Source organism: Salinivibrio sp. SS3 (assembly GCF_001722105.1).
Classification (GTDB): domain Bacteria; phylum Pseudomonadota; class Gammaproteobacteria; order Enterobacterales; family Vibrionaceae; genus Salinivibrio; species Salinivibrio kushneri.
In genome coordinates this window covers 97,084-121,204 of sequence record NZ_MEBQ01000009.1, presented here as the reverse complement: position 1 = coordinate 121,204, position 24,121 = coordinate 97,084, and the positions used below count along the sequence as shown (strand labels likewise).

Sequence of the window (24,121 nt, the reverse complement as noted above, 5' to 3'; positions counted from 1 at the left end):
AACACTGCCCGCGAGCCTTCGCGGGCTTTTTTTTGTCTCTACTTGACCTCAAACTGATAGAGCAGATCCACTGCCTGATCGACACCAGACACCGCTTCCAGATAAAGGTCTTGCATCAGTCGATAGCGCACCGTGAACACACCAATTGCATCGAAGATCCCCACGCCGTATTTCACCTCTAAATCGGGCAAGATATAACCGGATACTTCCACTTTTTGCTCGTCGCCCGCGCCTGAGGTATCGAGAGTCAGATCCTCAACCCCAAACGCCTGACCAATCTCCCCGACCAACTTGCCACTTTGCGCTAAGCCCAAACCAATCAGCATCGAGGTCATATTGGCATCACCGGCACCAGCATCAAGCGCGCGGCCACGTAACAAATAGGACAGGGCATTGGCCTGCGAGCCAGCCGGGTCCATAAATACAGTCGCCACCGGGTCATCAGCGGGCCCCGTTAAGCGGATCCCTGCCGTCACATCTCCTTCAATACGTTCAGGGTTTCGAATCGCTTCCACTTGCAAGTACGGCTGATCAGCGGGGCCATTGAACAAGATCTCGCCCTTTTTAATCAGCAAGTCTTGGCCAAACGAGCGATAAGTACCATCAAGCAAGCTCACATTCCCCACAATCAAGGCGCCTTGCTGATTGTTTTTAATATTAAGTTCGCCTGACAAACGAGATTTCAGTCCAAACGCCGCTAACTGTACATCTTCCCCCAGTACGAGTTGCACATCAGTCTGTAAGTTAAAGGGCACGGATTCACTTTGCTCAATATCCTCTGGCACATAGTTCTCTTTCAGCAGGACCGTATCGTCCGACACCGTGATGGCAGACTCGGGCAGGTTCTCGACTTCAATCCGCCCCCATGGCACACGAATGTCGCCCCGAATCGTCATATCATGTGGCGTTGCCGATACCGTGAGGTCAGGTGCGACATCCAGCCGCACCATTGGCGGCACATTGACCCGTAAGGTGTCCCCCGCCACGTTTAAGCCAAAGCGCCAGTCGTCCATACTGGGCCATTGCCCATCGCCGTTCAGTGCCAGCACGCCATCCGGTGTCACCAGCTTGCCTTCCACCTTGCCCTGCTTGCCATCCAACGTGAGCGCTAACTGCCCATCGTTCACATCAACAGGTGACGCCAAGCCTTTGACTCGCAATGCCTCAACGGTCAATCCACCATATACATCAGGTAAGGTCAGCGGCCCCTCGACCCGTAAGTTAGCATTCACTTCACCATTAATGTCCGCTTGTTGATCGCTACCCAGCAAAGGTTCGAGCTTGGCCAGTTGAACATCATTGACCGTCACCTCCCCCGTCAAAGATCGGCTTGGCGCCAACAAATCGTTCAAAGTAAAGGCCGAGGCGAGGGTCCCCCCTTCGGACAATGTCAGCGCCAGCGCGCCTTGCAATTTATCCTGATGCCAACGCGTATTGAGATTGGCATGTTGCCAGCCAATCACCAGCGGCGTATCGGCCTGCTGGCGCAGATCGCCATCCGCGATATCAATCGAGGCCTGTACATCCGGTGAGGCGTCAGGCTGCCAGCGTGCGTGAATCGCGGCATTGGCACGTGTATTGAGCTGCCATTCCGGCGGTAAGAAGGCCGCGATTTGCGCCGCTTCAAAGCCTTCAATCTTAGCGGCCACGTCCCCCTGCGCGCCGACGGTTGCCGGTTGCGATAAGCACAAGGAAGTCGCTTGCCACTGCCAACAATGCTCGCCAACCTCGGTTTGCATATCGGAAAAACTAAACGCAATCGGTGCTGCGCTTTGCTGCACAATGTCGCCAAGATCGTCCACGTTCACCGATGTATCAAACAACCTCCCTTGCCATCCTGTCTCTCGCGCCAGTGCGCCTTCAATACGTAGCGCGCCAGACGCTGGGGCACCTTGCCAGCGCAAATCCAGCTGATGCTCGCCTTCATCACCGCGCACGGATAAATCGAGGTTATCTAAGCGCACGGTTTGATAGCGCCCGCCTAATACCGATACCGTCAGATCGCCACCCAAGCTGTCTTTCAAGGCAAGATTGCCGTCTAACGTCAGCTGATTGATGCGCACATCTTGCCAACGCAGCTGCTTGGCTTGGAGTGCGAGTTTGGCATCTGGATGTGCAAACGGCCCGCTCAGCTTTGCATCGCCGCGGATCACGCCAGTGAACATAGGCAAGGATTGCGACAAATCGGCAATATCGACCGACAGTCCCATTTGCCACTCATCACGCACTTGCCCCTGTGCCGTGACTTGGTTGGGGCCGTGCGACAGGGTCAGTCCCGATGTCGACACGCTCGGCTGGCCATCGCCATCCCGGTCATGCGCATTAAGGGCGCCTGCGACTGCCAGTGGCAGTTTTTGCAACGCCCCATGCACCACCAACGTGGGCACAGACACCTCCCACCCGCCTTGGGCGGTTAAGCGGCCACGATGGCTGATTGCACCGGTTAAATCCCCCGTAACCTCCGGCCATTGCTGCTGAGGTTGAATGTTGGCAAACCCTAACTCAGCTTGCCAAAAAGGCACGCTGGACCAATCCACGCTGGCACGCCCGGCCACCTTGCCCCCCAGTGTGTTGGCCTCCAGCTGCGAGAGAGTCAGCGCCGTTAGGCTACCTTGACCGGTCAAATTCAGCTGGGTGGTCGGCACGTCAGGGCCATCGACGCCGGTTTGTAAGCCGAGCTGATAGGCAGACAAGTCACCATCGGCGTGAAATTGTAGCTCGCGTAATGCCGCGATCGCTTCCCCCGTCAGCGGCCACGCCAATGCTTTGCTCTCCAATTGCACGGCAAAAGGTAAGTTTGCCGCCAGCAGGTTTGCTTCTCCTTCCAGCGTCGCCGTCACCGGGCCGCGCGCGCTCGCGTTTAGCTTAAGCGCGGCAAGACTTCCTGAGGCCGACAGCGATAAAGCTTGGCCTTGAAGCGGAGCGAGGTTGTTGGTCAATTGAGTTTGCAAGGTTAGTGGGTACTCACCTTTAAGTATGATATCACCCGCAAGGTTTGCCGTGCCTTGGGGAGCAGCCACCGAGACGTTATCAATCGTCACGGTGCTGTCTTGAACACTGCCCGCCAGGGATAACGATGAAAGTGTTTGCACTGTGCCCGCTTCAATCCGCGTATCTTGTAGATGGAGCTGTTCCACCTCGATAGACAGCGGCAGCGCCACCGTGGGTAGTTTCAGCCCCGGATAATGCCATGGCGGGCTTGCCACCGCGCTATCCGGTTTGCCGACCGCTTGGTCGGTATTTTCTTGAGGCTCAGTGTCGCTCGGTAGGCTCACCACCAGCTGCTGCCAATCCGTCGGCGATAGGGTTAAGGTGTCGCCAACAAAATGTACGCCTCCTTGCAGCTGATGCCAACTGACCGACTGCTCGGCAACCTGAATCGCCACATCGTTAAAGGCAAAGGCATTAACATGGATCGGCAGCGGCGCTTGGATAGCCGGTGTGGAGACGTCTTCCGATGATGTTGCCTCCTCAGTCGCGGGCAAATGAATATCAAGGGTGACTCCTTCGACGGCCAATTGGTCAATACAGATCGCAGGCGTCAGTAAGCACTTACCTTGGATAACAAGCCTGAGCTGTTCGGCGTTCAGTTGCAGCAGCGCATCATCATAGCGCACCCCTTGCAGTACAAACCCGGAAAGTAGGCTGCCGTCGGCCTCATCAATCGATAAAGCAGGCAGCGCTTTCTGCGCGCCCCACACCCCTACCTGCAAGCCCACAGGCGTAAAAAGTGCGGCCGCTACCAGCCCCACCACAGAAAAAAGACTGATTAACGTCATAAACGTTAGTCTGACCAACCAACGACTCATAATTCAGGCCCTAAGGTAAGGTGTACACGAAAATCATCACCGTCATTATCAAAACCATGTGCGACATCAAGGCGAATCGGGCCGACCGGCGATGACCAGCGAATACCGGTACCAGCCGCACGCTTCCACGATAAACGACTGGTCCACGCGTCACCGCCATCGGCAAATAGCGCCCACCACCAATTGCCGCCAAGGCGATATTGATACTCTAACGTCCCGGTCAACATATAGCGCGCACCGCTCAGCTGGCCGCTTTCATCACGCGGAGAAACGGTCTCGTAGCCATAGCCGCGAATACTGTTGTCCCCCCCGGCGAAAAAACGCAACGATGGCGGCGCTTCACTAAATTCTTCAGAAATCAGAGCGCCACCATCGACGCGTAATAAACCGCGATGGTTTTTGTTCAGGCTACGAATCCACGCACTCCGCCCTTGCAAGCGCACCAAACTAATATCTGACAACCAAATCGGATCGGCCGCTTCCAATGTAATCGATTGCTTATCTCCCCAATGCGGCATTAATCCACCGCGTGCACGCGTGCGAGTGAAATTGATCCCAGGCAGCACCACGCTGACGCTATCTTCATCTTGCCCTTGGGTGTAGTCTTCATAAAGCCAGCGTAACGAGACACTGCGTTGCCAGCCGGTGTCATACAGCCAATGTCTAGAAACCGACGTCGACACCTCAAGGCTGGAGGTGTCGCGTTGTTCGGTGTTTTGTAACCCTAACTGCACTTGATAATACTCGCGGGAAACATCCTCCAAAGGGACCTTGTAGGTCGAGGTCAACGTCTGCTCAGGCTCAGAAATCGCGAGTGATGTGGTGATACTGTGGCCGCGTGAGTTATACCAAGGCTTGCGCCAGTTAAACTTGAACCGTGGACCAATGTCAGTGGAATACCCGACACCGGTTTCAAACTTATTGCGCGCTTCCGGGGTCAAGTTTACCTTGATGGGGACTTCATTATCTTCCGCTTGCTCCATGTCCGCTTGCACCAAGGCACTGGAGAACCAACCGGTATTCGCGAGCGCTTGGTTAAACTCTCCCAGTACCGACACACGATACGGCTCACCCGGGGAAAAATCACGTAGGGTGTCGAGACGCTGCAACTGAATTTGCGCGCCTTGGTAGCGAATCGCACCAAAGTGATAACGCTTGCCACTGGCAAAGTGAAGCCGAATAAAGGCCTGCTGACGATCAGGCGCGACCTCTAATCGCGTTTGCGTAAAGCGACCATCAAAGTATCCCTTTTTCACCGCCAAGCTTTGAATCTGGCTTTTTAGCGTCTCGTAATCATTGTGATTGAGCCTCGCGCCCGGCTGCGGCCCGTCAGCCTTGAGAGCATGAAAATCGTCATCCATGCCCGCTTCACCGCTAAACACCACATCCACTTGCGCCAAGCGCACAGGCTCACCGGGGTTAACCTTGACGTTAAGCGTGGCATCACCGTCCATGTGAGTGGCAATCTTGGGTTGATAAAACCCCACCGCTTGCAGCGCTTTGCGCACATCTTTTTCGACGCGAGCAATAAACCGGTAGGAGCCATCCCGCTCTTCTGGGGCAATCGCCGCAAGATAGGTCTCGACGTTATCTTGTGCAATGCCATCTAGCCCTTCAATATCTATGTCGACATCCGCACGAGCCATACTAGACATCAAGCTGATAGCGATCGCGAATAGGGGGAATAACCGTATATTCATGCAGTGAGATCCATTACCCGGGTGTCGCCCGGCTAAATTGATGATATCTTGCCATATTACGTGTTGAGCGGGGCAGGAGGCCAGCACCATGTTGTTCATAAGGTGCGGGATCCATGCCTGAATGCCAACCATTAACGCGCATAGCAGCACGCATTGCGCTTTTTCATCACAGCAGTCAAAGGATGCCTATGTCGATGCAATCTTCCTTTACCCAACCTGACAATGCGATAGCGGATCGACCCGATCCGATTATTCCAGCCGAACCGCACGCGGTATTTAATCAGCCTATCACGGCCATGCCAGCGTCTGGTCAAAAACAGGTCATTTTTGGTATGGGCTGTTTTTGGGGGGCCGAGCGAAAGTGGTGGCAACAGCCGGGTGTGGTGATGACATCGGTGGGATACAGTGGCGGTGTTACCCAACATCCGCGCTATCAAGACGTCTGCACAGGACAAACCGGCCATGCCGAAGTGGTTAACGTGATTTTTGACCCGTCCGTAGTGAGTTTAGACACCCTACTGGCGGAATTCTGGGAAAACCACGACCCGACCCAAGGTATGCGTCAAGGCAATGACGTCGGCTCGCAGTATCGCTCCGCGATTTACTACTGTGATCCCGCGGATCAAGCCAGTGTCGAAGCGAGCCTGGCCACTTATCAAGCGGCATTGAGAGATGCCGGTAAGCCAGATGCGGTGACCACCGAGATCGCACCGGCCGGCGCGTACTACTTCGCGGAAACTGACCACCAGCAGTACTTGCACAAAAATCCGCAAGGCTACTGCGGCCTGGGTGGCACAGGGGTTTGTTTCCCACCGCAATAAGCCTTTGCTCAATGGCGAGGCATAAAAAAACACGTCCGCTTGGACGTGTTTTTTGAGTGTGGCGATGTTTATGCAGTAATGGCCATGGCTTTAATTTCTTTATTCACCTCAGTCATTACCGATAACGCTCGTTTGTCACTGTGCCCCGGCGGCAGTAAACGGCCACCATCAAACTCAAACGCGCCTACACCTTCGATGTAGAGTCGGCCCTTAAAAAATCGTTTCACATACCGCGCAATCTGGGTTGGTCGATATTGACGAAAGATGCGAAGCATAAGGATCCCTTTCTTGTTCTCAAAGTCTGTCTAAGCAGACCGAAACGGCAATTCATTTCTTTCACCGTCACGATGACCGTGTGATATTGCCACCTTGGAGCGCCAAATATTATCTGGCAATCTCCGCGTAAAAAGCTAAGCAAGCAAAGTGCCATCTCAATAAGATGGCAATCACAGCATTAGAGCCTGCTTGCGAACAGAAGTTCCCGCTTTAGAGAAATACGTTTTGCGGCACAAGTTCGATCGACACAGAAAAGTCCGATCTTGCGCACGGAATCACCCTAGATACTTGGCACAAATCACCGTGTGACGTAACCATAGATAACTTGGCACCTGATGCCAAATAGTACCCACAAACATGGATGATCAATAATGAAAAAAACCACCCTACTTGCTCTCACCTTTGCGTTATTCTCCGGCACGAGTATGGCGCACACGCTCCAAAATGGTGCACCCTTACCGCCAGCCAAGGTCGCCGAGCACGGCGAATTGACGCTGAATGGCGACGATATCGTTTATCAAACTTGGCAAACCGAACAATTGCCGGGCAAAGTACGCGTGATCCAGGCCATCGCCGGACGCAGCAGTGCCAAGGAAATGAATGCCCCCTTGATGGAAGCCATCACCGCCGCAGACTTTGACGATGCTCGCTACCAAACCACCACTATCATTAACCAAGATGATGCCATGTGGGGCACCGGTGGCTTTGTCAAATCATCAGCCGAAGACAGTAAACGTGAGTTTAGCTGGTCATCGATTGTGCTCGACGAAAACGGCAATGTCGCAGAGGCATGGCGCCTAAAAGAAGAAAGCTCGTTAATTGCCGTATTGGATGACCAAGGCTCGGTACGCTTTGTCAAAGAAGGCAAATTAAGTGCCGACGAAGTGAATCAAGTCGTCAGCTTGGTCACCCAGTTAGTCAACCGATAACAACCACGCGCGGGGACAGCCCGCGCTGTCATTCAACACTTGGCGTTGATGATGATAATTGTTATGTTATCACATTACTTATGTGGCACGGAAATTGGCATGTCTCGGCGATTGATCGTCCATCTGCTATTTGTTTTGATGCTCAGCCAAGCTGGGCTGTGGGGAGAGCATCATCTCGATACTTTCACCCCAACGCATCATAGTGAGCACTGCAGCGCCTGCCATTTGGTGCCGCCAGCCCTCTTAGCTTATGCGGTCTCAGCACCTGTGCCCACCTATGTGGTCAACGCAATTGTTACCCTTGCAAAGCCACCACGTGCTTACCACACCGCCATTGCCTTTTCAGCTCGCGATCCACCTAGTCGAATAAATTCCCTCATGATTTAACCCATTTATTCACTAGGAGAACCCAATGAAAACACGTTTTTTACCCAGCATTATCGCCATGGCCGTTACGATGGCTGCGACGTCGGCACTCGCCGAAGAAGCCAATTACCAATCGTTTGACGCCCACGTGCACGGTGAAGTGGCCGCTAGCCTCGCCCAAGACGGTGAGCGTGTGCTGATTGAGCTGACCGCGCCCGGCCATGATGTGGTTGGGTTTGAGCACCACCCGAAAAATGCCGCCGATCAGCAAACGCTCGAAGATGCCTATGCGCTGCTGCGTGATGGTGAGAAACGCTTCCAACTTGCCGAAGCGGCGAATTGCCAGCTCGCCGAGACCAAAGTCACCAGCAGTTTTAACGACTACAATGAGCATCACGGCCATGAGGAGCATCATGGTCATGATGAACACCACGGTCATGACGAGCACCATGACCACGACGAACATCACGGCCACGACGAGCATCATAACCACGACGAACATCACGGCCACGATGAGCATCATAACCACGACGAACATCACGGCCACGATGAGCACCATGACCACGACGAGCACCACGGCCACGATGAGCACCATGATCACGACGAGCACCACGGCCACGATGAACATGATGCTCACCATGACGACCATCATGGACATGACCACGGTAACCACAATACCTTATCCGCGAACTATCAATTCGTTTGCCAAAACCCACAAGCCTTCACCGAATTGAAAACTGATTGGTTTAGCCTGTTTCCCAACACAGAAACCATCAAAATTCAGGCCTTTACTAATGATAAGGTCTGGGTAGACACCTTGAATCGTGCCAAGTCGCACATCCAGTGGTAGGGAAAAAGGAGGCGGGGCGCGTTAAGCGCCCCTGTCAGGCATGATTACCATCGAACAACTGCGTTTTACGTGGCCAGATCAGTCTCAACCGATCTTAGACATCGATAGCTTTGCGGTCGGTGAGGGCGAGCATGTATTTTTAAAAGGCCCCAGCGGCAGCGGGAAATCCACGCTACTGAGCCTGATTGCAGGTATTCATACCCCACAATCGGGTGTGTTGACAGTCAATCACCAAGCGCTGACGGCACTGAATGATCGCCAGCGGGATCAGTTTCGCGCTAACCATATTGGTTATATTTTTCAACAATTTAACCTGCTACCGTACTTATCTGTGCTTGATAATGTCACTGTGCCGCTGCGCTTTTCTCACGCGCGACGTCAAGCACTTCACCACTCCCCGCACCAAGAAGCCGGCACCTTACTCGATCGATTAGGCTTACCGGCTAGCTGCTACCATCAGCCAGTCACTGCGCTGAGTATCGGCCAGCAACAGCGGGTCGCAGCGGCACGCGCATTAATTGGGGCACCAGCGTTAATTATCGCTGACGAACCGACCTCTGCGCTTGATGCGGACACCCGCAATACCTTTATTCGGTTGCTGCAAGACCGATGCCGAGAAGCCAACAGCAGCTTATTGTTTGTCAGCCATGACAGCCAATTGGCGCCCTTATTTGACCGCGATGTCTCGCTTCCCGCGCTTAATCGCGCCATACATCGCGAGGAGGCCAACCTATGATTTCGCTTTTAGGATTGGCGGGGCAAAGCTTGAAGAATCGCCGCGCCACCGCACTGCTTTCTTTACTGACCGTCACCATTGCCGTGGTGCTCTTGCTCGGGGTAGAGAAGGTGCGCACCCAAGCTAAAGCCAGCTTTGCCAATACCCTCTCCAATACCGATTTAATTGTCGGTGCCCGCTCCGGCCCCATTAATTTACTGCTCTACTCGGTGTTTCGTATTGGTAACGCCACCAACAATATCGGCTGGGACAGTTATCAGCGCCTTCGTGAGCACTCGGATGTAAATTGGACCATTCCCATTTCACTGGGGGACTCTCACCGCGGCTTTCGCGTGGTCGGCACCACCAATGATTACTTTGCCCATTATCAATATGGTCAAAAACAACCACTCGCCTTTCGCCAAGGCGGCCCATTTTCCGGCTTATTTGATACCGTGATTGGTGCCCAAGTGGCGAAAGAGCTGGGATACAAGATGGGCGATAGCTTGATCATTGCCCATGGACTGGCCGACAAAGGCTTTAATCAGCATGACAACTTGCCCTTTACGGTCACTGGGATCTTGGCACCCACTGGCACCCCCGTCGACCGCAGTGTGCATGTGTCGCTCGAAGCCATCGAGGCGATTCATGTCGGCTGGGAGAGTGGCGCGCGACTCGGCCAAGGCCTGACTCAAGCGCAAGCGCAGCAACGCAAGCTACAGCCGGAGCAACTGACCGCGGTGATGGTGGGCTTGAACAGCAAAATCAAAACCTTCGCTGTCCAGCGTTGGGTCAACACCTATCCACGCGAACCATTAACCGCGATTATGCCCGGCATTGCCTTGCACGAGCTGTGGGGCATGATGCGGGTTGGCGAACAAGCCCTGCTGGTGATCTCTGGCTTTGTCGCCGTCGCCGGGCTTTTGGGCATGCTCTCAAGCCTGCTCACCAGCTTGAACGAACGTCGACGAGAAATGGCGATCTTACGTGCAATGGGCGCGCGGCCTTTGCATATTATTTTGCTTTTGGTCAGTGAGGCGGTCGCGATTACTCTCGCGGGGATCGTCTTTGGCGTGCTCCTGCTTTATGGTGGACTCGCGCTGGCGCAGCCTTATATTCTCAGTGAATTTGGCTTGTTCTTGCCACTCGACTGGCCGTCTTCTTACGAGCTATCACTGATGGCCGGTGTGTTGGTCGCTGGCTTTATCGTGGGCTTGCTCCCGGCTTGGCGCGCCTATCGACAGGCGCTCGCTGATGGCATGACAATTAAGGTATAACAGATGAAAAAACGGATAATGCTCGGACTTATCGCCTTGCTTAGCAGTCTTTTTGGCTCTCAGGCTTGGGCAAATAGCGAACCACTCACGCTGGATTGGATTGATTTGGTGCCTGAGCATGAACGTGCTCAATTTGATAGCCGCGGGATGCCGGAAATCAGCCACGACAGTGAGAATCCACAAAGCCTGGTCGGCTCTGTTCGCCCAGAGCTCAACAACAGCCAAGTCAAAATCCCTGGCTTCGTGATCCCACTGGAAGGCGACGATAAAGTGGTAACGGAATTCCTACTGGTGCCCTTTCTTGGCGCCTGTATTCATGTTCCACCCCCGCCACCCAATCAAATTGTTTATGTAAAGTTTGCCGGCGGCGCGCCGATTCAACAACTATGGGATGTGGTCTATGTCGAAGGCACGCTGAAAACCGAACATGTGAGCCATGACTTGGCAGAGGTGGGTTATGTGCTACAAGGCACCGAACTAACGGACTACGACGACGGATAAGTCCCTATCAATCAGTGAGCCTGATCGGCGCACCCGATGTTGTCAGACAATATAATGAGACAAGATCGCCAGTGCGCCAATGTACACGGCAATCAGTAGCAGATTGATGGGGTTGAGTTTTTGCTTGCGCACACGCATCCCTATGCTTGATTGTTAACGCTCATAATGTTAACAAATTTAATCTTTAATTAACATATTTGCCAGCACTAAATTTGCTGACAATCAGTGTGAGAATCGCATGGCAGAGCAAGACAAACCCGAGGTCGTCGACGTCCACCCCGATAAACGACAACATCAGGATCACAAGAATAAAGAAGACGCGGATCTGCGTGGCAGTAAAGGGCGACTAAAAGCCATTGCCAGTGAATATTATGTTGATGCGCGCCTGCAAGAGGTTGAGCAGGAAGATCTCGCCCATCGCAGTGCCACCCGCCAGCGTCATGTGATGCAAAAGCAGCAGGCTAACCTCGAAGCCATCATTGCTCTGACCTACGACCAGTGTCATAGCGAAACCGCTCAGACCCCGGACCCAGATTGGCTGGTTCGTTTTTTCGATTTAGCCCGCAATATTCACGGCCATGCAATGCAGCAGTTGTGGGCGAAGATTCTCAAACAAGAAATGCTCCGTCCCGGCAGCACCTCAATTAAAGCACTGACCATTCTCGAGACTATGACCCAGCGCGAAGCGCAAGCACTGCAACGCGCCTGTGCATTGTCCAGCACCTTTGGGCAAGACAGCACCAAAAAGCTAGTCACTGGTTTTCGCCGCCGTCAAGGCTTGGTACAACTGCTACGCCCAGAGCCGCCTCATAAGCTCTCGCTGGGTCACTACCAACTGTCTTACACCGACTTAATGCTGTTGATGGACTTGGGGCTGATCCTGCGCACCGAGCTTGAATCTGGTGTGATTGAAATGCAGCCAGCGATGCCGCTTAAACTGCAAGACACCCAATACATGCTCACCCCGCTCCACAAAGGGATGCGTCTTTATTATTACCGCTTTAGCCCCACTGGCCATGAGCTAGCAAAACTGGTCGGTAAACGCGTGCATCCCGATTATCACCACGCCATTTGTGAATTACTCGCCGAAGGCTTTGAGATGCACAGCGATGTGGGTGATACGGTCAACACTCACGCTTAATCTGACGAGCGCAACACCCCGCGCTCACGCAGTACGTGAAGACAGGTCGCCACATGCTCGGCGACGCTGAGATCACCGCTTAAATGGATCGCCGGTGTTCGCGGTGGCTCATAGTCGGAAGATATGCCGGTAAACGCCGGGATCTCGCCGGCACGTGCCTTTTTGTACAGTCCTTTGGGGTCGCGCTGCTCACACACCACCAGCGGCGTATCGACAAAGACTTCGATAAACTGCCCCTCTGGCAAACGCTCGCGCACCCGCTCTCGCTCCGCGCGAAACGGTGAAATAAAGGCACTCAAGACAATCAGGCCCGCATCAGTCATCAACTTAGCCACCTCGCCAATTCGGCGAATGTTCTCGGCTCTGTCCTGATCGGAAAAACCCAGGTCGCGACATAGGCCATGGCGAATATTATCGCCATCCAGCAAATAGGTATGGTGCCCTTCGGCCACCAAGGCCGCCTCCAGCGCGCCGGCGATGGTCGATTTGCCCGAGCCAGACAAGCCGGTAAACCAAAGCACCACGGGTTGTTGCTGTTTTTGTTCACTGCGCTGGGCTTGGTCAACATGATGCTGATGCCAGATCACATTGGGATCGGTTGACGCAGATACAGTGTCAGTCATGAAAGTCTCCGCTATTTCGTTGGCCACGCCATGATTAAGGGGCGACCGCCGTTAAAGGAAAAACAATCGGTAACAAGGTGAGCACTACTGCGGAATACACCACAGATAATGGCAGCCCCAGACGCAAATAATCACGTAGCTGGTAATTGCCCACGCTGTATACCAATAAATTGGTTTGATACCCGTAAGGGGAAATAAAACTGGCACTGGCGCCAAACAGCACCGCCATCACAAAGGGCATAGGATCAACGCCATACCCTAGCGCCAAGCTATAGCCCAGCGGGAAAGCCAGCGCTGCTGCGGCATTGTTGGTGATAAGCTCGGTGAGCAACAAAGTCAGCAAGTACACGGCCACCAGCGCCCCTATCGCGCCCCCTGCGCTAAAGGTCGCCATAAACCAATCACTAAAGCGTGCCGACAGCCCTGACGCCAACATCAGTTGTGCCAATGTCAGCGCCGCACCGACAATCACCACCACCTCAACCGGAAAGCGGCGTTGTAAATCGTGCAAGGAAATAATGCCGGTGACCAGCAACACCACCAAATACGCGGCTAAGCCATTGAGCAGTGGCATCGGGGTGAGCAAGGCCGCGCCAATCACCGCGACAAATCCTGCCAGTACCGCAACGCTTTTCCGCTCGGAAAGACGGGTACTGGCTTCCAAACCATTAAAGAGCACGAATTCACGCCGCAGCGCTTGGCTGTCTTGGCGAAAGGTTTTGCCCGGCACCAACACCAGCGTATCGCCGGCATGCAAAGGAATATTACCCAGCCCACCGTCAAGTTTTTCATGGCCGCGACGAATGGCGACCACCACAGCATCAAAGGTCTCGCGAAACCGGGCGGCTTTGAGGGTTTTGCCACAAATGCTGGCGCTGTGGCTCACCACCACCTCAATCAAATTTTGCCCATCAATGTGATGCTGGCCGAACAAGGTCAAGCCAGGGATCTCTTGTAAGGTCGCAACACTTTCCACATCGCCGGCAAACTGCAACTTATCACCGGCCAATAACGGCGTCTCCGGACACACGGGCGCAATGACGCCGTCTTGACGATGAATTTCGGCCAAGTACAAACGCCGTAGTGCTCGCAAGCCATTGTCTGCCACGCTTTGCCCACATAGGGGCGAGTCGGCGGCTAGCCGCGCTTCGAGCACATACGGCAAGCTCTCTTCTTGTTCACCATCCTGGCGTGGCAACCGGTAGCTGAACGGAATTAACACCAACAATCCTGCCACCAGTGCGGCGGCACCGATGACCGTTGGGGTGAAAAATCCCAAACTGGGAAATCCCGCCCGCTCAACAAAGCTGTTCACAATGAGATTGGTGGACGTGCCAATCAGCGTCAGGGTGCCGCCGAGAATGGCGCTGTATGACAATGGGATCAAAAGCTGCGAGGGTGAGTGACGTCGGTTGCGCTTGATTGCGCCAATCATGGACACCACCACCGCAGTGTTATTGACCAGCGCCGACAGCAGCGCACTTGAGATGCCTAATTTAGCAATCACAGTGGGGAGTGCGCCGTGCGACGCCTGTCGCGCGACCCAGCTGGTCAGATGGGTTTTCTCTAGCGCACAAGAAACCAAAATCAGCAATACCAAGGTCAGCAGTGATGGCGCGGTAAAGTTCGCCGTCAGCGCTTCAACCGAGGTCAGCCCAGTTTGGAACGCCACAAACGCGGCCCCCGCAAACAAGAGCGCAGGCTTTAATCGAGTGAGCACCAAGCCGGCGACAATCGCCACCAGCAAGGTGAGTACCGTGGTTTCCTGCCAACTCATGGTCTATCCCAGTTGACGCAGATCCCGCGCTTGCCAATGCGGAAAGTGCTTGCGGATCAGCTGGTTTAACTCAAGCTCAAACGCTGAGAACGACGAGGTGGTTTGCGGCTGCGTCTCAGCCACATGACGGATCATCCCCGCGCCGACCGTCACATTGGTGAGGCGATCAATCAGGATAAAGCCACCGGTATTCGGGCTATCGTGATAGGTATCCAGCGGCACCGCTTCGCTCAGGGTCAAGGTGCAACGACCAATACCATTGAGCGGCAAGGTGTCTGCGTCATGGGTGTTAAGCGTATTCACATCCACCCCATAGGACAGCGCCTCAACCTGCGCCGAAGTTTTCTTGCTGGCCAACTTAATCTCGTATTCGCGCCCCGGTGCCAGTGGAGTTTGCGTCATCCACACCACGTCGGCGTCAAACCGTTGACCCACCGCCACGTCATCATCCGCTCGCACCAAGAGATCGCCACGCGAAATATCAATTTCTTTATCCAGAGTGAGGGTAACCGCTTGACCACTAAAGGCAAATTCTCGGTCACCGTCAAAGGTGACGATGCGCGCGACCTTCGCGGTAAGCCCAGAGGGGAGTACCTTAACCTCATCACCCACATGCAACTCGCCACTGGCAAGGGTGCCCGCGTAACCGCGAAAGTTCAGATCCGGTCGATTGACATACTGCACCGGAAAACGGAACGCGCCCGTCCCGCGCGATTTTTCAATGTCGATGGCTTCTAGCTGGCTGAGTAGCGGCTCGCCTTGATACCACGCCATCGCGTCACTGGCATTGACCACGTTGTCGCCTTCCAGTGCCGACAAAGGCACCATAGACACTGACAAGCCGGGGTTGAGCTGATCGGCAAACGCCAGATACTGCTCTTGAATTTCATCAAACCGAGCTTGGCTATATGCCACCAAGTCCATCTTGTTCACCGCTACCACAAAATGCTGAATACCCAGCAAGTTAGCGATATACGAGTGGCGACGAGTCTGATCCAAGATGCCGTGACGCGCGTCGATTAAGATCACTGCCACATCACAGGTCGACGCACCGGTGGCCATATTACGGGTGTACTGCTCATGGCCGGGGGTATCGGCGATGATAAACTTACGCTTGGAAGTGGAGAAATACCGGTACGCCACATCAATGGTGATCCCCTGCTCGCGCTCAGCTTGCAGACCGTCTACCAGTAGCGCCAGATCCGGTTTCTCGCCCGTGGTGCCAACACGCTGGCTATCGGCATGGACGGCCGCAAGCTGATCTTCATAGATCTGCTGCGAGTCGTGCAGCAAGCGGCCAATCAAGGTCGATTTACCGTCATCGACCGAGCCACAGGTCAAAAAGCGCAATAAACTTTTGTGTTGGTGCTGTTGCAGATAACCCTCAATACCCAGATCGGCTACCTGTTGTTGAATTGCTGGATTCATGACTGCTCCTTAGAAATAACCCTGACGCTTCTTGCGCTCCATGGATCCGGACTGATCGTGGTCGATCGCCCGCCCTTGACGCTCACTCGAGGTGGCGACCAACATCTCTTCGATGATCTCTGGCAAGGTATTGGCATGTGACTCGACTGCCCCGGTTAATGGGTAGCAGCCCAGGGTGCGAAAACGCACCGATTTATGGGTCACGGTTTCGTCGGGCCCAATCGGCATCCGCGCATCATCCACCATGTACAAGGTGCCATCGCGCTCTACCACTGGGCGCTCGGCCGCTAAATAAAGCGGAACAATGTCGATGTTTTCCAGATAGATGTATTGCCAAATATCGAGCTCAGTCCAGTTAGAGAGCGGAAACACGCGAATACTCTCGCCTGGGTTCACTTGCCCGTTATAGTTGCGCCACAGCTCTGGCCGTTGGTTTTTCGGATCCCAGCGATGGTTCTTATCACGGAACGAATAGACACGCTCTTTGGCGCGGGATTTTTCTTCATCCCGACGCGCGCCGCCAAACGCCGCATCAAACTTATGCTGATCCAGCGCCTGCTTCAGCGCTTGGGTTTTCATGATATCGGTGTGCTTGTCGGAGCCGTGATCAAAAGGATTGATCCCCTGAGCCATCCCTTCTGGGTTTTTGTGCACAATCAGATCTAGCCCGAGTTCCTTAGCGGTGCGATCGCGAAAGGCAATCATGTCGCGAAACTTCCAGTCGGTATCGACATGCAGCAGTGGAAACGGAATCTTTCCGGGGTAAAAAGCTTTGCGCGCCAAATGCAGCATCACTGACGAGTCTTTGCCAATCGAATACAGCATCACGGGGTTATCAAACTCCGCCGCGACTTCCCGCAGTATATGAATGCTCTCGGCTTCTAACTGCTGGAGGTGTGTGAGTGTTTTTGCATCCATCCTAACTATCCTTTAAGCGAAGTTAACCACAGCGGTGGGGGCTTGCGTGGGGTCGGCATCGCTTACCGCGCGCCCCTCGCCAAACCATGTCAGCTGACCGGCGAGTGCCGCCACTTCACCCACCACGATGAGCGCGGGCGACGCAGCTTGCTCCGCCAGCGACGGTAAGTTATTGAGTTGACCGGTAAACACTTTCTGCTCCGGACGCGTGCCGTTTTCAATCACCGCCGCAGGCGTATCCGGCGATCGGCCGTGAGCCATCAGTTGGCTTTGAATATGGGCCGATTTCATCAATCCCATATAAATCACCAAGGTCTGACGCGGGCGCGCTAACGTCGCCCACTCCAATGTGTCTTGTTCTTTTTTCAAATGACCGGTAATAAACAGCGCGGTCTGGGCGTGATCGCGATGGGTGAGCGGAATACCGGCATAGGCCGTCGCCCCAGCAGCAGCGGTGATCCCGGGTACCACTTGAAAAGAGACACCGGCGTTGGCTAGGGTTTGTAATTCCTCACCACCGCGGCCAAACATGAAAGGATCGCCCCCTTTTAAGCGCACCACCCGTTTTCCGGCTTGAGCATGCTCGACCAACAGGCGATTGATGTCGTCTTGGCTCACACTGTGGTAGCTCGCCCGTTTACCCACACAAATCAGCTCTGCGTCTCGGCGGCACAGTTCCATAATCGGCTCAGCCACTAGGTAGTCATAAAGCACCACATCGGCTTGCTGCATCAATTGCAACGCGCGCAAGGTCAATAGCCCAGGATCTCCCGGACCGGCGCCAATCAAGGCCACTTCGCCTTGGGTGGTGATTTGTCCACTCAGCTGCTCCAGCGCCTGCTCGGCTTGCTGGTGTTTGCCTGCCGCGACTAAATCGGCAAACCGACCACTAAAGGCGGCCTCCCAGAATTTGCGCCGGCCGGTCAAAGTCGGAATGCGCGCTTTCAGTTTGTCGCGAAACGCACCCGCCATCGCTGCCATCTTGCCGATATGCTGGGGCACTAGGGTTTCAATCTTCTCACGGAGCATCCGCGCCAATACCGGCGCTTTGCCGCCCGATGAGATGGCAATAATAATGGGAGAGCGATCCACTAATGAGGGGACAATAAAGCTGCATTTGGGGGTGTCATCGACGACATTGACCAAGATATTGCGGCTATCAGCGGCAGTGGAGACCAGCTCGTTGACTAAAGCATTATCGGTCGCCGCAATCGCCAACATGTTTCCGTCCAGATGATCGGGACGAAACGCCTCGCGCAACACCGTCAGCTTTCCTTGCGCGTGTGCCTCCGCAAGTTCATGGTCGACGTCAGGGGCAACCACAGTGACCGCTGCGCCTACCTTGAGCAACATGCGCGTTTTGCGCCATGCCACTTCGCCGCCGCCAACGACGAGGCAAGGACGATGTTTAAGCTGAGCAAAGAGGGGAAGATAATCCATGATCGCGCATTCCCTTGATGACAATGCAGCCACTATATCGCCCCACATCTATTACTTGAAATTCTATAAATTCATTTTTTATTCTTTTTTGTGCTTAATAGAGTGAGCGTCACGATAACGGAAAGGATTAACGATGACTGAGATCGCAAAGCGTGCATGATCCTTATGTTAAGCGGTAACCAAGACTGATAAGCCGATCAATCGCACAGCTTTTCAGGTATGAGAAACGGCATAATTCATCTGCCTGATAACTAACGCACACTTTTCACTGGAGACTCTGTTATGCGTTTACTGCCTTCTGCTGTTGCCACCGCGGTGGTTGCTGGCCTATTTGCCGCCTCTGGTACGGCGCTTGCCGACACCATTAACCTGCGTGTGATTGAAACTACCGACATTCACACTAATGTGATGGATTACGACTACTACAAAAACAAACCGTCACAAAAAATCGGCTTGGTTCGCGCCGCCACCGTGGTCAAACAAGCCCGCGATGAAGCACAAAACGCGCTATTGGTGGATAACGGTGACCTTATTCAAGGCAGCCCAATGGGCGATTATATGGCCAGCAAAGGTATCAAACCCGGTGAGGTGCATCCGGTATATAAAGCGATGAACTTGCTCGATTATGAAGTGGGTAACATCGGTAACCATGAGTTCAACTACGGCCTAGCTTTCTTAAAAGAGTCGATTAACGACGCCAACTTCCCGTATATCAACGCCAACGTATTTGATGCGGAAACTGGCGCACACTACTTTGACCCGTATTTAATTAAAGAATACCAACTCAAAGATGAAGACGGTGATGCCCACACCATCAAAGTCGGTTACATTGGCTTTGTCCCGCCACAGATCATGACTTGGGATAAAGCCAACCTTGAAGGTAAGGTCATCGCCAAAGACATTAAACAAACTGCTGAAAAACTCGTCCCAGAGATGAAAGCCAAGGGTGCAGACGTGGTGGTGGCCATCCCACACTCTGGCATCTCCCAGGCGCCGTATAAAGCGATGGCTGAAGATTCAGTGTATTACCTCACCGATGTCGACGGTATTGATGCCATTGCCTTCGGTCACTCGCACGCCGTATTCCCAAGTGACGACTTTGCCAATATTCCCGGCGCGGATATTGAAAAAGGCACCATCAATGGTGTCGCCAGTGTGATGGCCGGCCGCTGGGGGAGCCATGTCGGGGTCATCGATCTTGCCTTGGAGCAAGTGGACGGCCAATGGCAAGTCACCGATAGAAACGCGCATGCGCGACCGATTTTTGACCGCGCCAACAATAAAGCATTGGTTGAAGCCGATGAGGCGATGCTTGACGCGGTAGAGGCCGATCATAAAGCCACACAAGATTTTGTGAATCAACCGATCGGCAAAGCCAATGATGTGATGTACTCCTACTTAGCATTGCTCCAAGACGATCCGACTGTGCAGATTGTTAACCTTGCGCAGCAAGACTATGTCGAGCGCATGATCCAAGGCGACCCGGATTTGGCTGATCTTCCGGTTGTCTCTGCCGCTGCGCCCTTTAAGGCCGGTGGACGCAAGAACGATCCGACCAACTTTACCGAAGTAGAAGCCGGTCAGCTCACCTTCCGCAACGCCGCCGACTTGTATTTGTACCCCAATACCTTGGTGGCGCTGAAAGTCTCTGGCGCCGAACTCACCCAATGGCTGGAGTGTAGCGCCGGCCAGTTTAATCAAATCGAACCAAACGCAGAGCAGCCGCAATCGCTGATCAACTGGGACGGTTTCCGCACCTATAACTTTGATGTGATTGATGGGGTGGAATACCAAATTGATATCACCCAGCCCGCGCGTTACGACGGCGATTGTAATGAAGTGAACCCAGACGCATCACGGATCGTCAACCTCACCTATCAAGGCGAGCCGGTTGACCCCGAGCAAACCTTCTTGGTGGCGACAAATAACTACCGTGCCTACAGTGGTAAGTTCCCTGGCACCGGCAGCGATCATATTGCCTTTGCCGCGCCGGATGAAAACCGTACCGTGGTCGCTAACTACATCAGTCGCGTGAGTGAAGAGGAAGGAGAGGTGACCGTTAGCGCTGACAATAACTGGTCGATTGCCCCGGTTAAGGGAGAGGCCGTGGTGCGCTTTGAAACCTCCCCGAGTGCGCAAGCGGCGCAGTTTATCGAGCAAAAAGGCCACTGGTCGATGACGCGAGAAGGGAAAGATGCGGTCGGATTTGCCGTTTATCATGTTGATTTAGGCCAACCTCGCCAGTAATTAACACAGAAAGATAAATAGCCTTTGAATACCGCAGCCTGTCTGCGGTATTTTTTATGTTCAATCAAGAGGAAATGACATGGAATGGCAACAGGCAACCTTTGATGCGCTGGATACCCGCACCTTATTCACACTGATGAAATTGCGTGTTGATGTGTTTGTGGTCGAGCAAGCCTGCGCCTATCCAGAGCTGGACACGCACGATACCGCGTCAGATACCGTGCATTTAATGGGCTGGCTAAACGGCGAGCTTGCCGCCTATGCCCGCATTCTCGCCCCTGGGGTAAGTTACTCAGGGAGCAGTATTGGTCGCGTGATTATTGCGCCCACTCATCGCAACGGGCAATGGGGTCATCAGCTGGTCCGCCAAGCCATTCAAGTATGCCAACAACAATGGCCCGAGCAGAATATAGAAATAGGCGCTCAAGCACACTTACAACGCTTTTACCAAAAACACGGTTTTGTCGCGTTTTCCGACGTTTACTTAGAAGATGGTATCCCCCATATCGATATGCGTTTAGCGGTCAGTGAGACGTCTGCCGTTTAAGCAAAAAAATCCCGCTGAATCAGCGGGATTTTTTCATCTATTGGCGGTTCGACCTATTTAGTTAGACGGAAACGCTGCATAGTGCTTTGCAGTGATTGCGCCAATTGGCTCAGTTCGCTACAAGCTTGCGCGGTTTGATCGGCGCCACCCGCCACTTCTTGGGCTGAGTCATTGATGCGCTCGATATTGCGGCTTAGCTCATCCGCTACCGAGTCTTGCTCACCACAAGCACTGGCGATCTGCATACCCATATCAGCAATATTTTCCACTGAGGTTTCAATCCCACGCACCAATTGCTGCGCCTGATCGCCCTGCTCCACACATTGCTCGATGCTCTCACAACTTTGGGTAGTAGCATTGCTAGCCTGAGTTGCAAACTGCTGTAGTTTCTCAATGATGGTGGTGATTTCACCGGTCGAGTCTTGCGTCCGGCCCGCCAGGGTGCGCACTTCATCCGCGACCACCGCAAAGCCACGACCAGACTCACCCGCACGTGCCGCCTCAATTGCCGCGTTCAAGGCCAACAAGTTGGTTTGCTCAGCGATATCACGAATCACATCCACCACCATGTTGATTTGTTTCGACTGCTGATCGAGCTCACTCACGGTATCGCCGGTTTGACGCATGTCCTCGGCAACTTTACGAATCGAAGCTACCATACCGTCAATGTCTTGTGCGCCCATGCGAGACTGCTCACTCGCTTCATTGGCCGCGGTGGATGAGCTCTCGGTGTTCTGCGCCACATCCGCCACGGTGGCTTTCATTTGCGCCATCGCGGTCGCCACTTGCGACACTTCGTGTTGCTGATTTTGCATCCCCGTCGAGGTTTGGCTCGATACCGCACTCACTTCTTCGACCGCACTGCTTAGCTGGGTTACCGCGGCAATTACTTCTTCGATTAAGCTGCGCAGGCTGTCTTGCATAGCGATACTGGAATCGGCCAATTTACCCATTTCATCATTGCCAATCTGGCTACGATCTAACTGGTAAGTCAGGTCGCCCTTGGCAATCGCAGACGATTGCTCCATCACCATACGTAGCGGATTAATGATCGCGCGGGTGAAGACCACCGCTACCACAATCATAAAGGCGATCACCGCAAGCAGTACCCCGATAATGGTCATGCTCACTGTCGACACTTGATTCAGCATGGAGGTGCGGTTTGAGGTAATAAAACCTTGGGTCAGCTCAGACATTTCTTTAAGCGATTTATCCAACTGGCCAAAGGTGCCAAACGAGTTAGATAGGATTTTTTGCGCCGCGGTCAGTTGTCCTGCTTCGACTCTGTCAGGAAAAGCACTGAGCTCTTGATTGTATTGGTCCCAGTGATTTTGAATACGAGTAAAAATAGCACGCTCGTTGTCATACCAAAGGCTTTCTTCATACGCATCAAGCGCGCGGCTGTAATCGCGCTTCATGACATCGATTTCGCCCAAGATTTCACGCCGTGTTGCTGGATCGTCAAAGGTGAGCACCGCATACTGATCTTGACGAATACGTATTATCTCTTCATTGAGTCGCTCGATCTCAAGCACTGCAGGGAGGGTATCGTCAGTAAAGTTCAGCATATTATCGCGCATGCCGCTGACTTGGGTAAAAATGTAAAACCCAAAGATCACCACAGCGATACCAATTAGGGAAAAAGCCGCCGTAAACTTTTTACCAATAGATAGATTTTTCAACATGGAAAAGCGAGTCCTCAACAAAATAGTGATTAGCGTGTTAATGCCTAGACATCCATGTTGAGGCGGGCTTGCGTGTCTGTCCTACACAGCGGCACGAATGCTAGCACAAAAAATAACCAAAGTGTGATGAGAGACTCATTATTTTTGCAAAAAGTCTGTCATACAATGATGGCTGATTGAGTAGACATTCTTGCCCTGAACAGCAACTTATCCCTTTTCCGCCCCAATGGTGTAGCGTATTCGGCCCTATTGACCGATTTATAAAAAGTAGATCAAAAATCGTCCGGCAGCGACTTTAATCACACATCGAGTAGAAAAAGACAGAACAAGGCTGAGATAAAGAGAGGCTGAGTACCGAAAGCACCCTGTTACTGTGCTTTCGGTTGGATTCTTGACATCAAAAGACTAACGCTGGCGAGCAAACCCGCCATCAGACAAACGGAAATAGAGTACCGATTGCCCTTTCTCGGTTTCGATTTGCAGAATATCTAACGCACCACTCTGTGTACGTTTAAAGCGGATCCACTGCCCTGGCTGGATGCGACTAATCGGCTTTCCCTCACCTTCAATATTAGCAATCGCATACAGATCGGTTAACGCTAAATCGTAGCGACGAAAGACTTTGGCCAGCGTGTCACCGGGCTCAATTTGATGGCTCACCCAAGGGCTATTTTCTGTTTTTTCAGCTTGTTGAGTCGCAGGTTCAGCGGTTGACGCCGCGACGGACGAATCATCTTGCGACGCAGACGACGCATTCGTCCCCGTATTCAGGGCGACGGGTTGACGAGTTTGCGGCGAGGGGGCTTTGGGCGAGGGGCTGGGAAGCATAGCCAACACCAATACAATCGGGATCAGCACTATCAATAGGCGTCGATGTAACACAGGAAGACGTCGCCAAAGCTGTTTTAACGGCTCCAAACCAGGTAGACCATGGTTCAAGTGGGGCCGGTTTGTCCACTTCGCGTTAAGTTTCTCTCGCCATCCAGCACGCAGTTTGTTCCAGTGTGAACGCATTGCTGTTAACTTCATTGCCACTCCGCGCATGTTTTGTTGTTTTGTCCTCATCTTGGA

At 53.4% G+C, this 24,121-nt stretch carries 19 protein-coding genes; 9 read left to right on the top strand and 10 right to left on the bottom strand.

All coding sequences use genetic code 11. The annotated features are described in order from the left end of the window. Nucleotides 1-38: 38 nt before the first annotated feature. Both tamB and tamA read right to left on the bottom strand, forming a co-directional pair. Entirely contained in the window at nucleotides 39-3,779 is a 3,741-nt protein-coding gene (gene tamB, locus BGL48_RS05245; protein ID WP_176719638.1) for an autotransporter assembly complex protein TamB, read from the bottom strand. Between the two features lie 26 nt (nucleotides 3,780-3,805). Next, the gene (gene tamA, locus BGL48_RS05240) at nucleotides 3,806-5,509 is read right to left on the bottom strand and encodes an autotransporter assembly complex protein TamA (RefSeq protein ID WP_069361666.1); all 1,704 of its coding nucleotides are present in this window, start codon (nucleotides 5,507-5,509) and stop codon (nucleotides 3,806-3,808) included. A gap of 188 nt (nucleotides 5,510-5,697) precedes the next feature. Between tamA and msrA the strand changes: the two genes are divergently transcribed. Continuing rightward, nucleotides 5,698-6,330 carry a peptide-methionine (S)-S-oxide reductase MsrA gene (gene msrA, locus BGL48_RS05235; protein WP_369801948.1) on the top strand — a complete coding sequence of 211 codons (633 nt, stop codon included), beginning with the start codon at nucleotides 5,698-5,700 and terminating at the stop codon, nucleotides 6,328-6,330. 68 nt (nucleotides 6,331-6,398) lie between these two features. Here msrA and BGL48_RS05230 read toward each other — a convergent pair whose 3' ends face one another. Continuing rightward, nucleotides 6,399-6,605, bottom strand: coding sequence for a DUF1107 domain-containing protein (locus BGL48_RS05230; RefSeq protein WP_025673598.1), 207 nt, complete (start codon nucleotides 6,603-6,605; stop codon nucleotides 6,399-6,401). 372 nt (nucleotides 6,606-6,977) lie between these two features. Here BGL48_RS05230 and BGL48_RS05225 point away from each other — a divergent pair, with 372 nt between their 5' ends. The 6 genes from BGL48_RS05225 (at nucleotide 6,978) to BGL48_RS05195 (ending at nucleotide 12,385) form a co-directional block, all read left to right on the top strand. Then, on the top strand, nucleotides 6,978-7,535 hold the full coding sequence (locus BGL48_RS05225) for a YtfJ family protein (RefSeq protein ID WP_069361665.1): 558 nt from the start codon (nucleotides 6,978-6,980) through the stop codon (nucleotides 7,533-7,535). A 412-nt stretch (nucleotides 7,536-7,947) separates the two neighbouring features. Beyond that, a complete protein-coding gene (gene zrgA / locus BGL48_RS05215; RefSeq protein ID WP_069361663.1) occupies nucleotides 7,948-8,751 on the top strand; it encodes a zinc uptake protein ZrgA in 804 nt (267 codons plus the stop codon). Nucleotides 8,752-8,791: 40 nt separating this feature from the next. Further along, a complete protein-coding gene (locus tag BGL48_RS05210; RefSeq protein ID WP_069361662.1) occupies nucleotides 8,792-9,487 on the top strand; it encodes an ABC transporter ATP-binding protein in 696 nt (231 codons plus the stop codon). Continuing rightward, nucleotides 9,484-10,743, top strand: coding sequence for an ABC transporter permease (locus tag BGL48_RS05205; protein WP_069361661.1), 1,260 nt, complete (start codon nucleotides 9,484-9,486; stop codon nucleotides 10,741-10,743). The genes BGL48_RS05210 and BGL48_RS05205 overlap by 4 nt, the downstream gene beginning before the upstream one ends. Nucleotides 10,744-10,746: 3 nt before the next feature. Continuing rightward, complete coding sequence (locus tag BGL48_RS05200) at nucleotides 10,747-11,244, top strand: DUF3299 domain-containing protein (RefSeq protein ID WP_069361660.1); 498 nt, start codon at nucleotides 10,747-10,749, stop codon at nucleotides 11,242-11,244. A 238-nt stretch (nucleotides 11,245-11,482) separates the two neighbouring features. Continuing rightward, complete coding sequence (locus tag BGL48_RS05195; RefSeq protein ID WP_069361659.1) at nucleotides 11,483-12,385, top strand: TIGR03899 family protein; 903 nt, start codon at nucleotides 11,483-11,485, stop codon at nucleotides 12,383-12,385. Here the strand turns inward: BGL48_RS05195 and cysC are convergent. The 5 genes from cysC to cysG are packed head-to-tail and all read right to left on the bottom strand — an operon-like array spanning nucleotide 12,382 to nucleotide 18,571. Beyond that, complete coding sequence (cysC, locus tag BGL48_RS05190; protein WP_069361658.1) at nucleotides 12,382-13,008, bottom strand: adenylyl-sulfate kinase; 627 nt, start codon at nucleotides 13,006-13,008, stop codon at nucleotides 12,382-12,384. The two genes, BGL48_RS05195 and cysC, sit on opposite strands and share 4 nt — an antisense overlap. A 34-nt stretch (nucleotides 13,009-13,042) precedes the next feature. Beyond that, on the bottom strand, nucleotides 13,043-14,785 hold the full coding sequence (locus BGL48_RS05185; RefSeq protein WP_069361657.1) for an SLC13 family permease: 1,743 nt from the start codon (nucleotides 14,783-14,785) through the stop codon (nucleotides 13,043-13,045). Between the two features lie 3 nt (nucleotides 14,786-14,788). Further along, entirely contained in the window at nucleotides 14,789-16,213 is a 1,425-nt protein-coding gene (cysN, locus tag BGL48_RS05180) for a sulfate adenylyltransferase subunit CysN (protein ID WP_069361656.1), read from the bottom strand. A 9-nt stretch (nucleotides 16,214-16,222) separates the two neighbouring features. Further along, nucleotides 16,223-17,131 (bottom strand): sulfate adenylyltransferase subunit CysD, encoded by a 909-nt coding sequence (gene cysD, locus BGL48_RS05175; RefSeq protein ID WP_046074308.1) that lies wholly within the window; start codon nucleotides 17,129-17,131, stop codon nucleotides 16,223-16,225. A 12-nt stretch (nucleotides 17,132-17,143) separates the two neighbouring features. Then, nucleotides 17,144-18,571 carry a siroheme synthase CysG gene (cysG, locus tag BGL48_RS05170; RefSeq protein WP_069361655.1) on the bottom strand — a complete coding sequence of 476 codons (1,428 nt, stop codon included), beginning with the start codon at nucleotides 18,569-18,571 and terminating at the stop codon, nucleotides 17,144-17,146. 282 nt (nucleotides 18,572-18,853) lie between these two features. Here cysG and BGL48_RS05165 point away from each other — a divergent pair, with 282 nt between their 5' ends. Both BGL48_RS05165 and BGL48_RS05160 read left to right on the top strand, forming a co-directional pair. Beyond that, entirely contained in the window at nucleotides 18,854-20,818 is a 1,965-nt protein-coding gene (locus BGL48_RS05165; protein WP_069361654.1) for a bifunctional 2',3'-cyclic-nucleotide 2'-phosphodiesterase/3'-nucleotidase, read from the top strand. Between the two features lie 79 nt (nucleotides 20,819-20,897). Next, nucleotides 20,898-21,365 (top strand): GNAT family N-acetyltransferase, encoded by a 468-nt coding sequence (locus BGL48_RS05160; RefSeq protein WP_069361653.1) that lies wholly within the window; start codon nucleotides 20,898-20,900, stop codon nucleotides 21,363-21,365. Between the two features lie 53 nt (nucleotides 21,366-21,418). Here the strand turns inward: BGL48_RS05160 and BGL48_RS05155 are convergent, their stop codons facing one another. Both BGL48_RS05155 and BGL48_RS05150 read right to left on the bottom strand, forming a co-directional pair. Then, on the bottom strand, nucleotides 21,419-23,050 hold the full coding sequence (locus BGL48_RS05155; protein WP_069361652.1) for a methyl-accepting chemotaxis protein: 1,632 nt from the start codon (nucleotides 23,048-23,050) through the stop codon (nucleotides 21,419-21,421). Between the two features lie 405 nt (nucleotides 23,051-23,455). Next, nucleotides 23,456-24,079 carry a LysM-like peptidoglycan-binding domain-containing protein gene (locus BGL48_RS05150; RefSeq protein WP_162300229.1) on the bottom strand — a complete coding sequence of 208 codons (624 nt, stop codon included), beginning with the start codon at nucleotides 24,077-24,079 and terminating at the stop codon, nucleotides 23,456-23,458. Between the last annotated feature and the right edge of the window lie 42 nt (nucleotides 24,080-24,121).

Bases quoted from the DNA above. Each gene is read 5' to 3' on its own strand.
- tamB (WP_176719638.1), bottom strand. From the start codon at position 3,779: ATGACGTTAATCAGTCTTTTTTCTGTGGTGGGGCTGGTAGCGGCCGCA.
- tamA (WP_069361666.1), bottom strand. From the start codon at position 5,509: ATGAATATACGGTTATTCCCCCTATTCGCGATCGCTATCAGCTTGATG.
- msrA (WP_369801948.1), top strand. From the start codon at position 5,698: ATGTCGATGCAATCTTCCTTTACCCAACCTGACAATGCGATAGCGGAT.
- BGL48_RS05230 (WP_025673598.1), bottom strand. From the start codon at position 6,605: ATGCTTCGCATCTTTCGTCAATATCGACCAACCCAGATTGCGCGGTAT.
- BGL48_RS05225 (WP_069361665.1), top strand. From the start codon at position 6,978: ATGAAAAAAACCACCCTACTTGCTCTCACCTTTGCGTTATTCTCCGGC.
- zrgA (WP_069361663.1), top strand. From the start codon at position 7,948: ATGAAAACACGTTTTTTACCCAGCATTATCGCCATGGCCGTTACGATG.
- BGL48_RS05210 (WP_069361662.1), top strand. From the start codon at position 8,792: ATGATTACCATCGAACAACTGCGTTTTACGTGGCCAGATCAGTCTCAA.
- BGL48_RS05205 (WP_069361661.1), top strand. From the start codon at position 9,484: ATGATTTCGCTTTTAGGATTGGCGGGGCAAAGCTTGAAGAATCGCCGC.
- BGL48_RS05200 (WP_069361660.1), top strand. From the start codon at position 10,747: ATGAAAAAACGGATAATGCTCGGACTTATCGCCTTGCTTAGCAGTCTT.
- BGL48_RS05195 (WP_069361659.1), top strand. From the start codon at position 11,483: ATGGCAGAGCAAGACAAACCCGAGGTCGTCGACGTCCACCCCGATAAA.
- cysC (WP_069361658.1), bottom strand. From the start codon at position 13,008: ATGACTGACACTGTATCTGCGTCAACCGATCCCAATGTGATCTGGCAT.
- BGL48_RS05185 (WP_069361657.1), bottom strand. From the start codon at position 14,785: ATGAGTTGGCAGGAAACCACGGTACTCACCTTGCTGGTGGCGATTGTC.
- cysN (WP_069361656.1), bottom strand. From the start codon at position 16,213: ATGAATCCAGCAATTCAACAACAGGTAGCCGATCTGGGTATTGAGGGT.
- cysD (WP_046074308.1), bottom strand. From the start codon at position 17,131: ATGGATGCAAAAACACTCACACACCTCCAGCAGTTAGAAGCCGAGAGC.
- cysG (WP_069361655.1), bottom strand. From the start codon at position 18,571: ATGGATTATCTTCCCCTCTTTGCTCAGCTTAAACATCGTCCTTGCCTC.
- BGL48_RS05165 (WP_069361654.1), top strand. From the start codon at position 18,854: ATGCGTTTACTGCCTTCTGCTGTTGCCACCGCGGTGGTTGCTGGCCTA.
- BGL48_RS05160 (WP_069361653.1), top strand. From the start codon at position 20,898: ATGGAATGGCAACAGGCAACCTTTGATGCGCTGGATACCCGCACCTTA.
- BGL48_RS05155 (WP_069361652.1), bottom strand. From the start codon at position 23,050: ATGTTGAAAAATCTATCTATTGGTAAAAAGTTTACGGCGGCTTTTTCC.
- BGL48_RS05150 (WP_162300229.1), bottom strand. From the start codon at position 24,079: ATGAAGTTAACAGCAATGCGTTCACACTGGAACAAACTGCGTGCTGGA.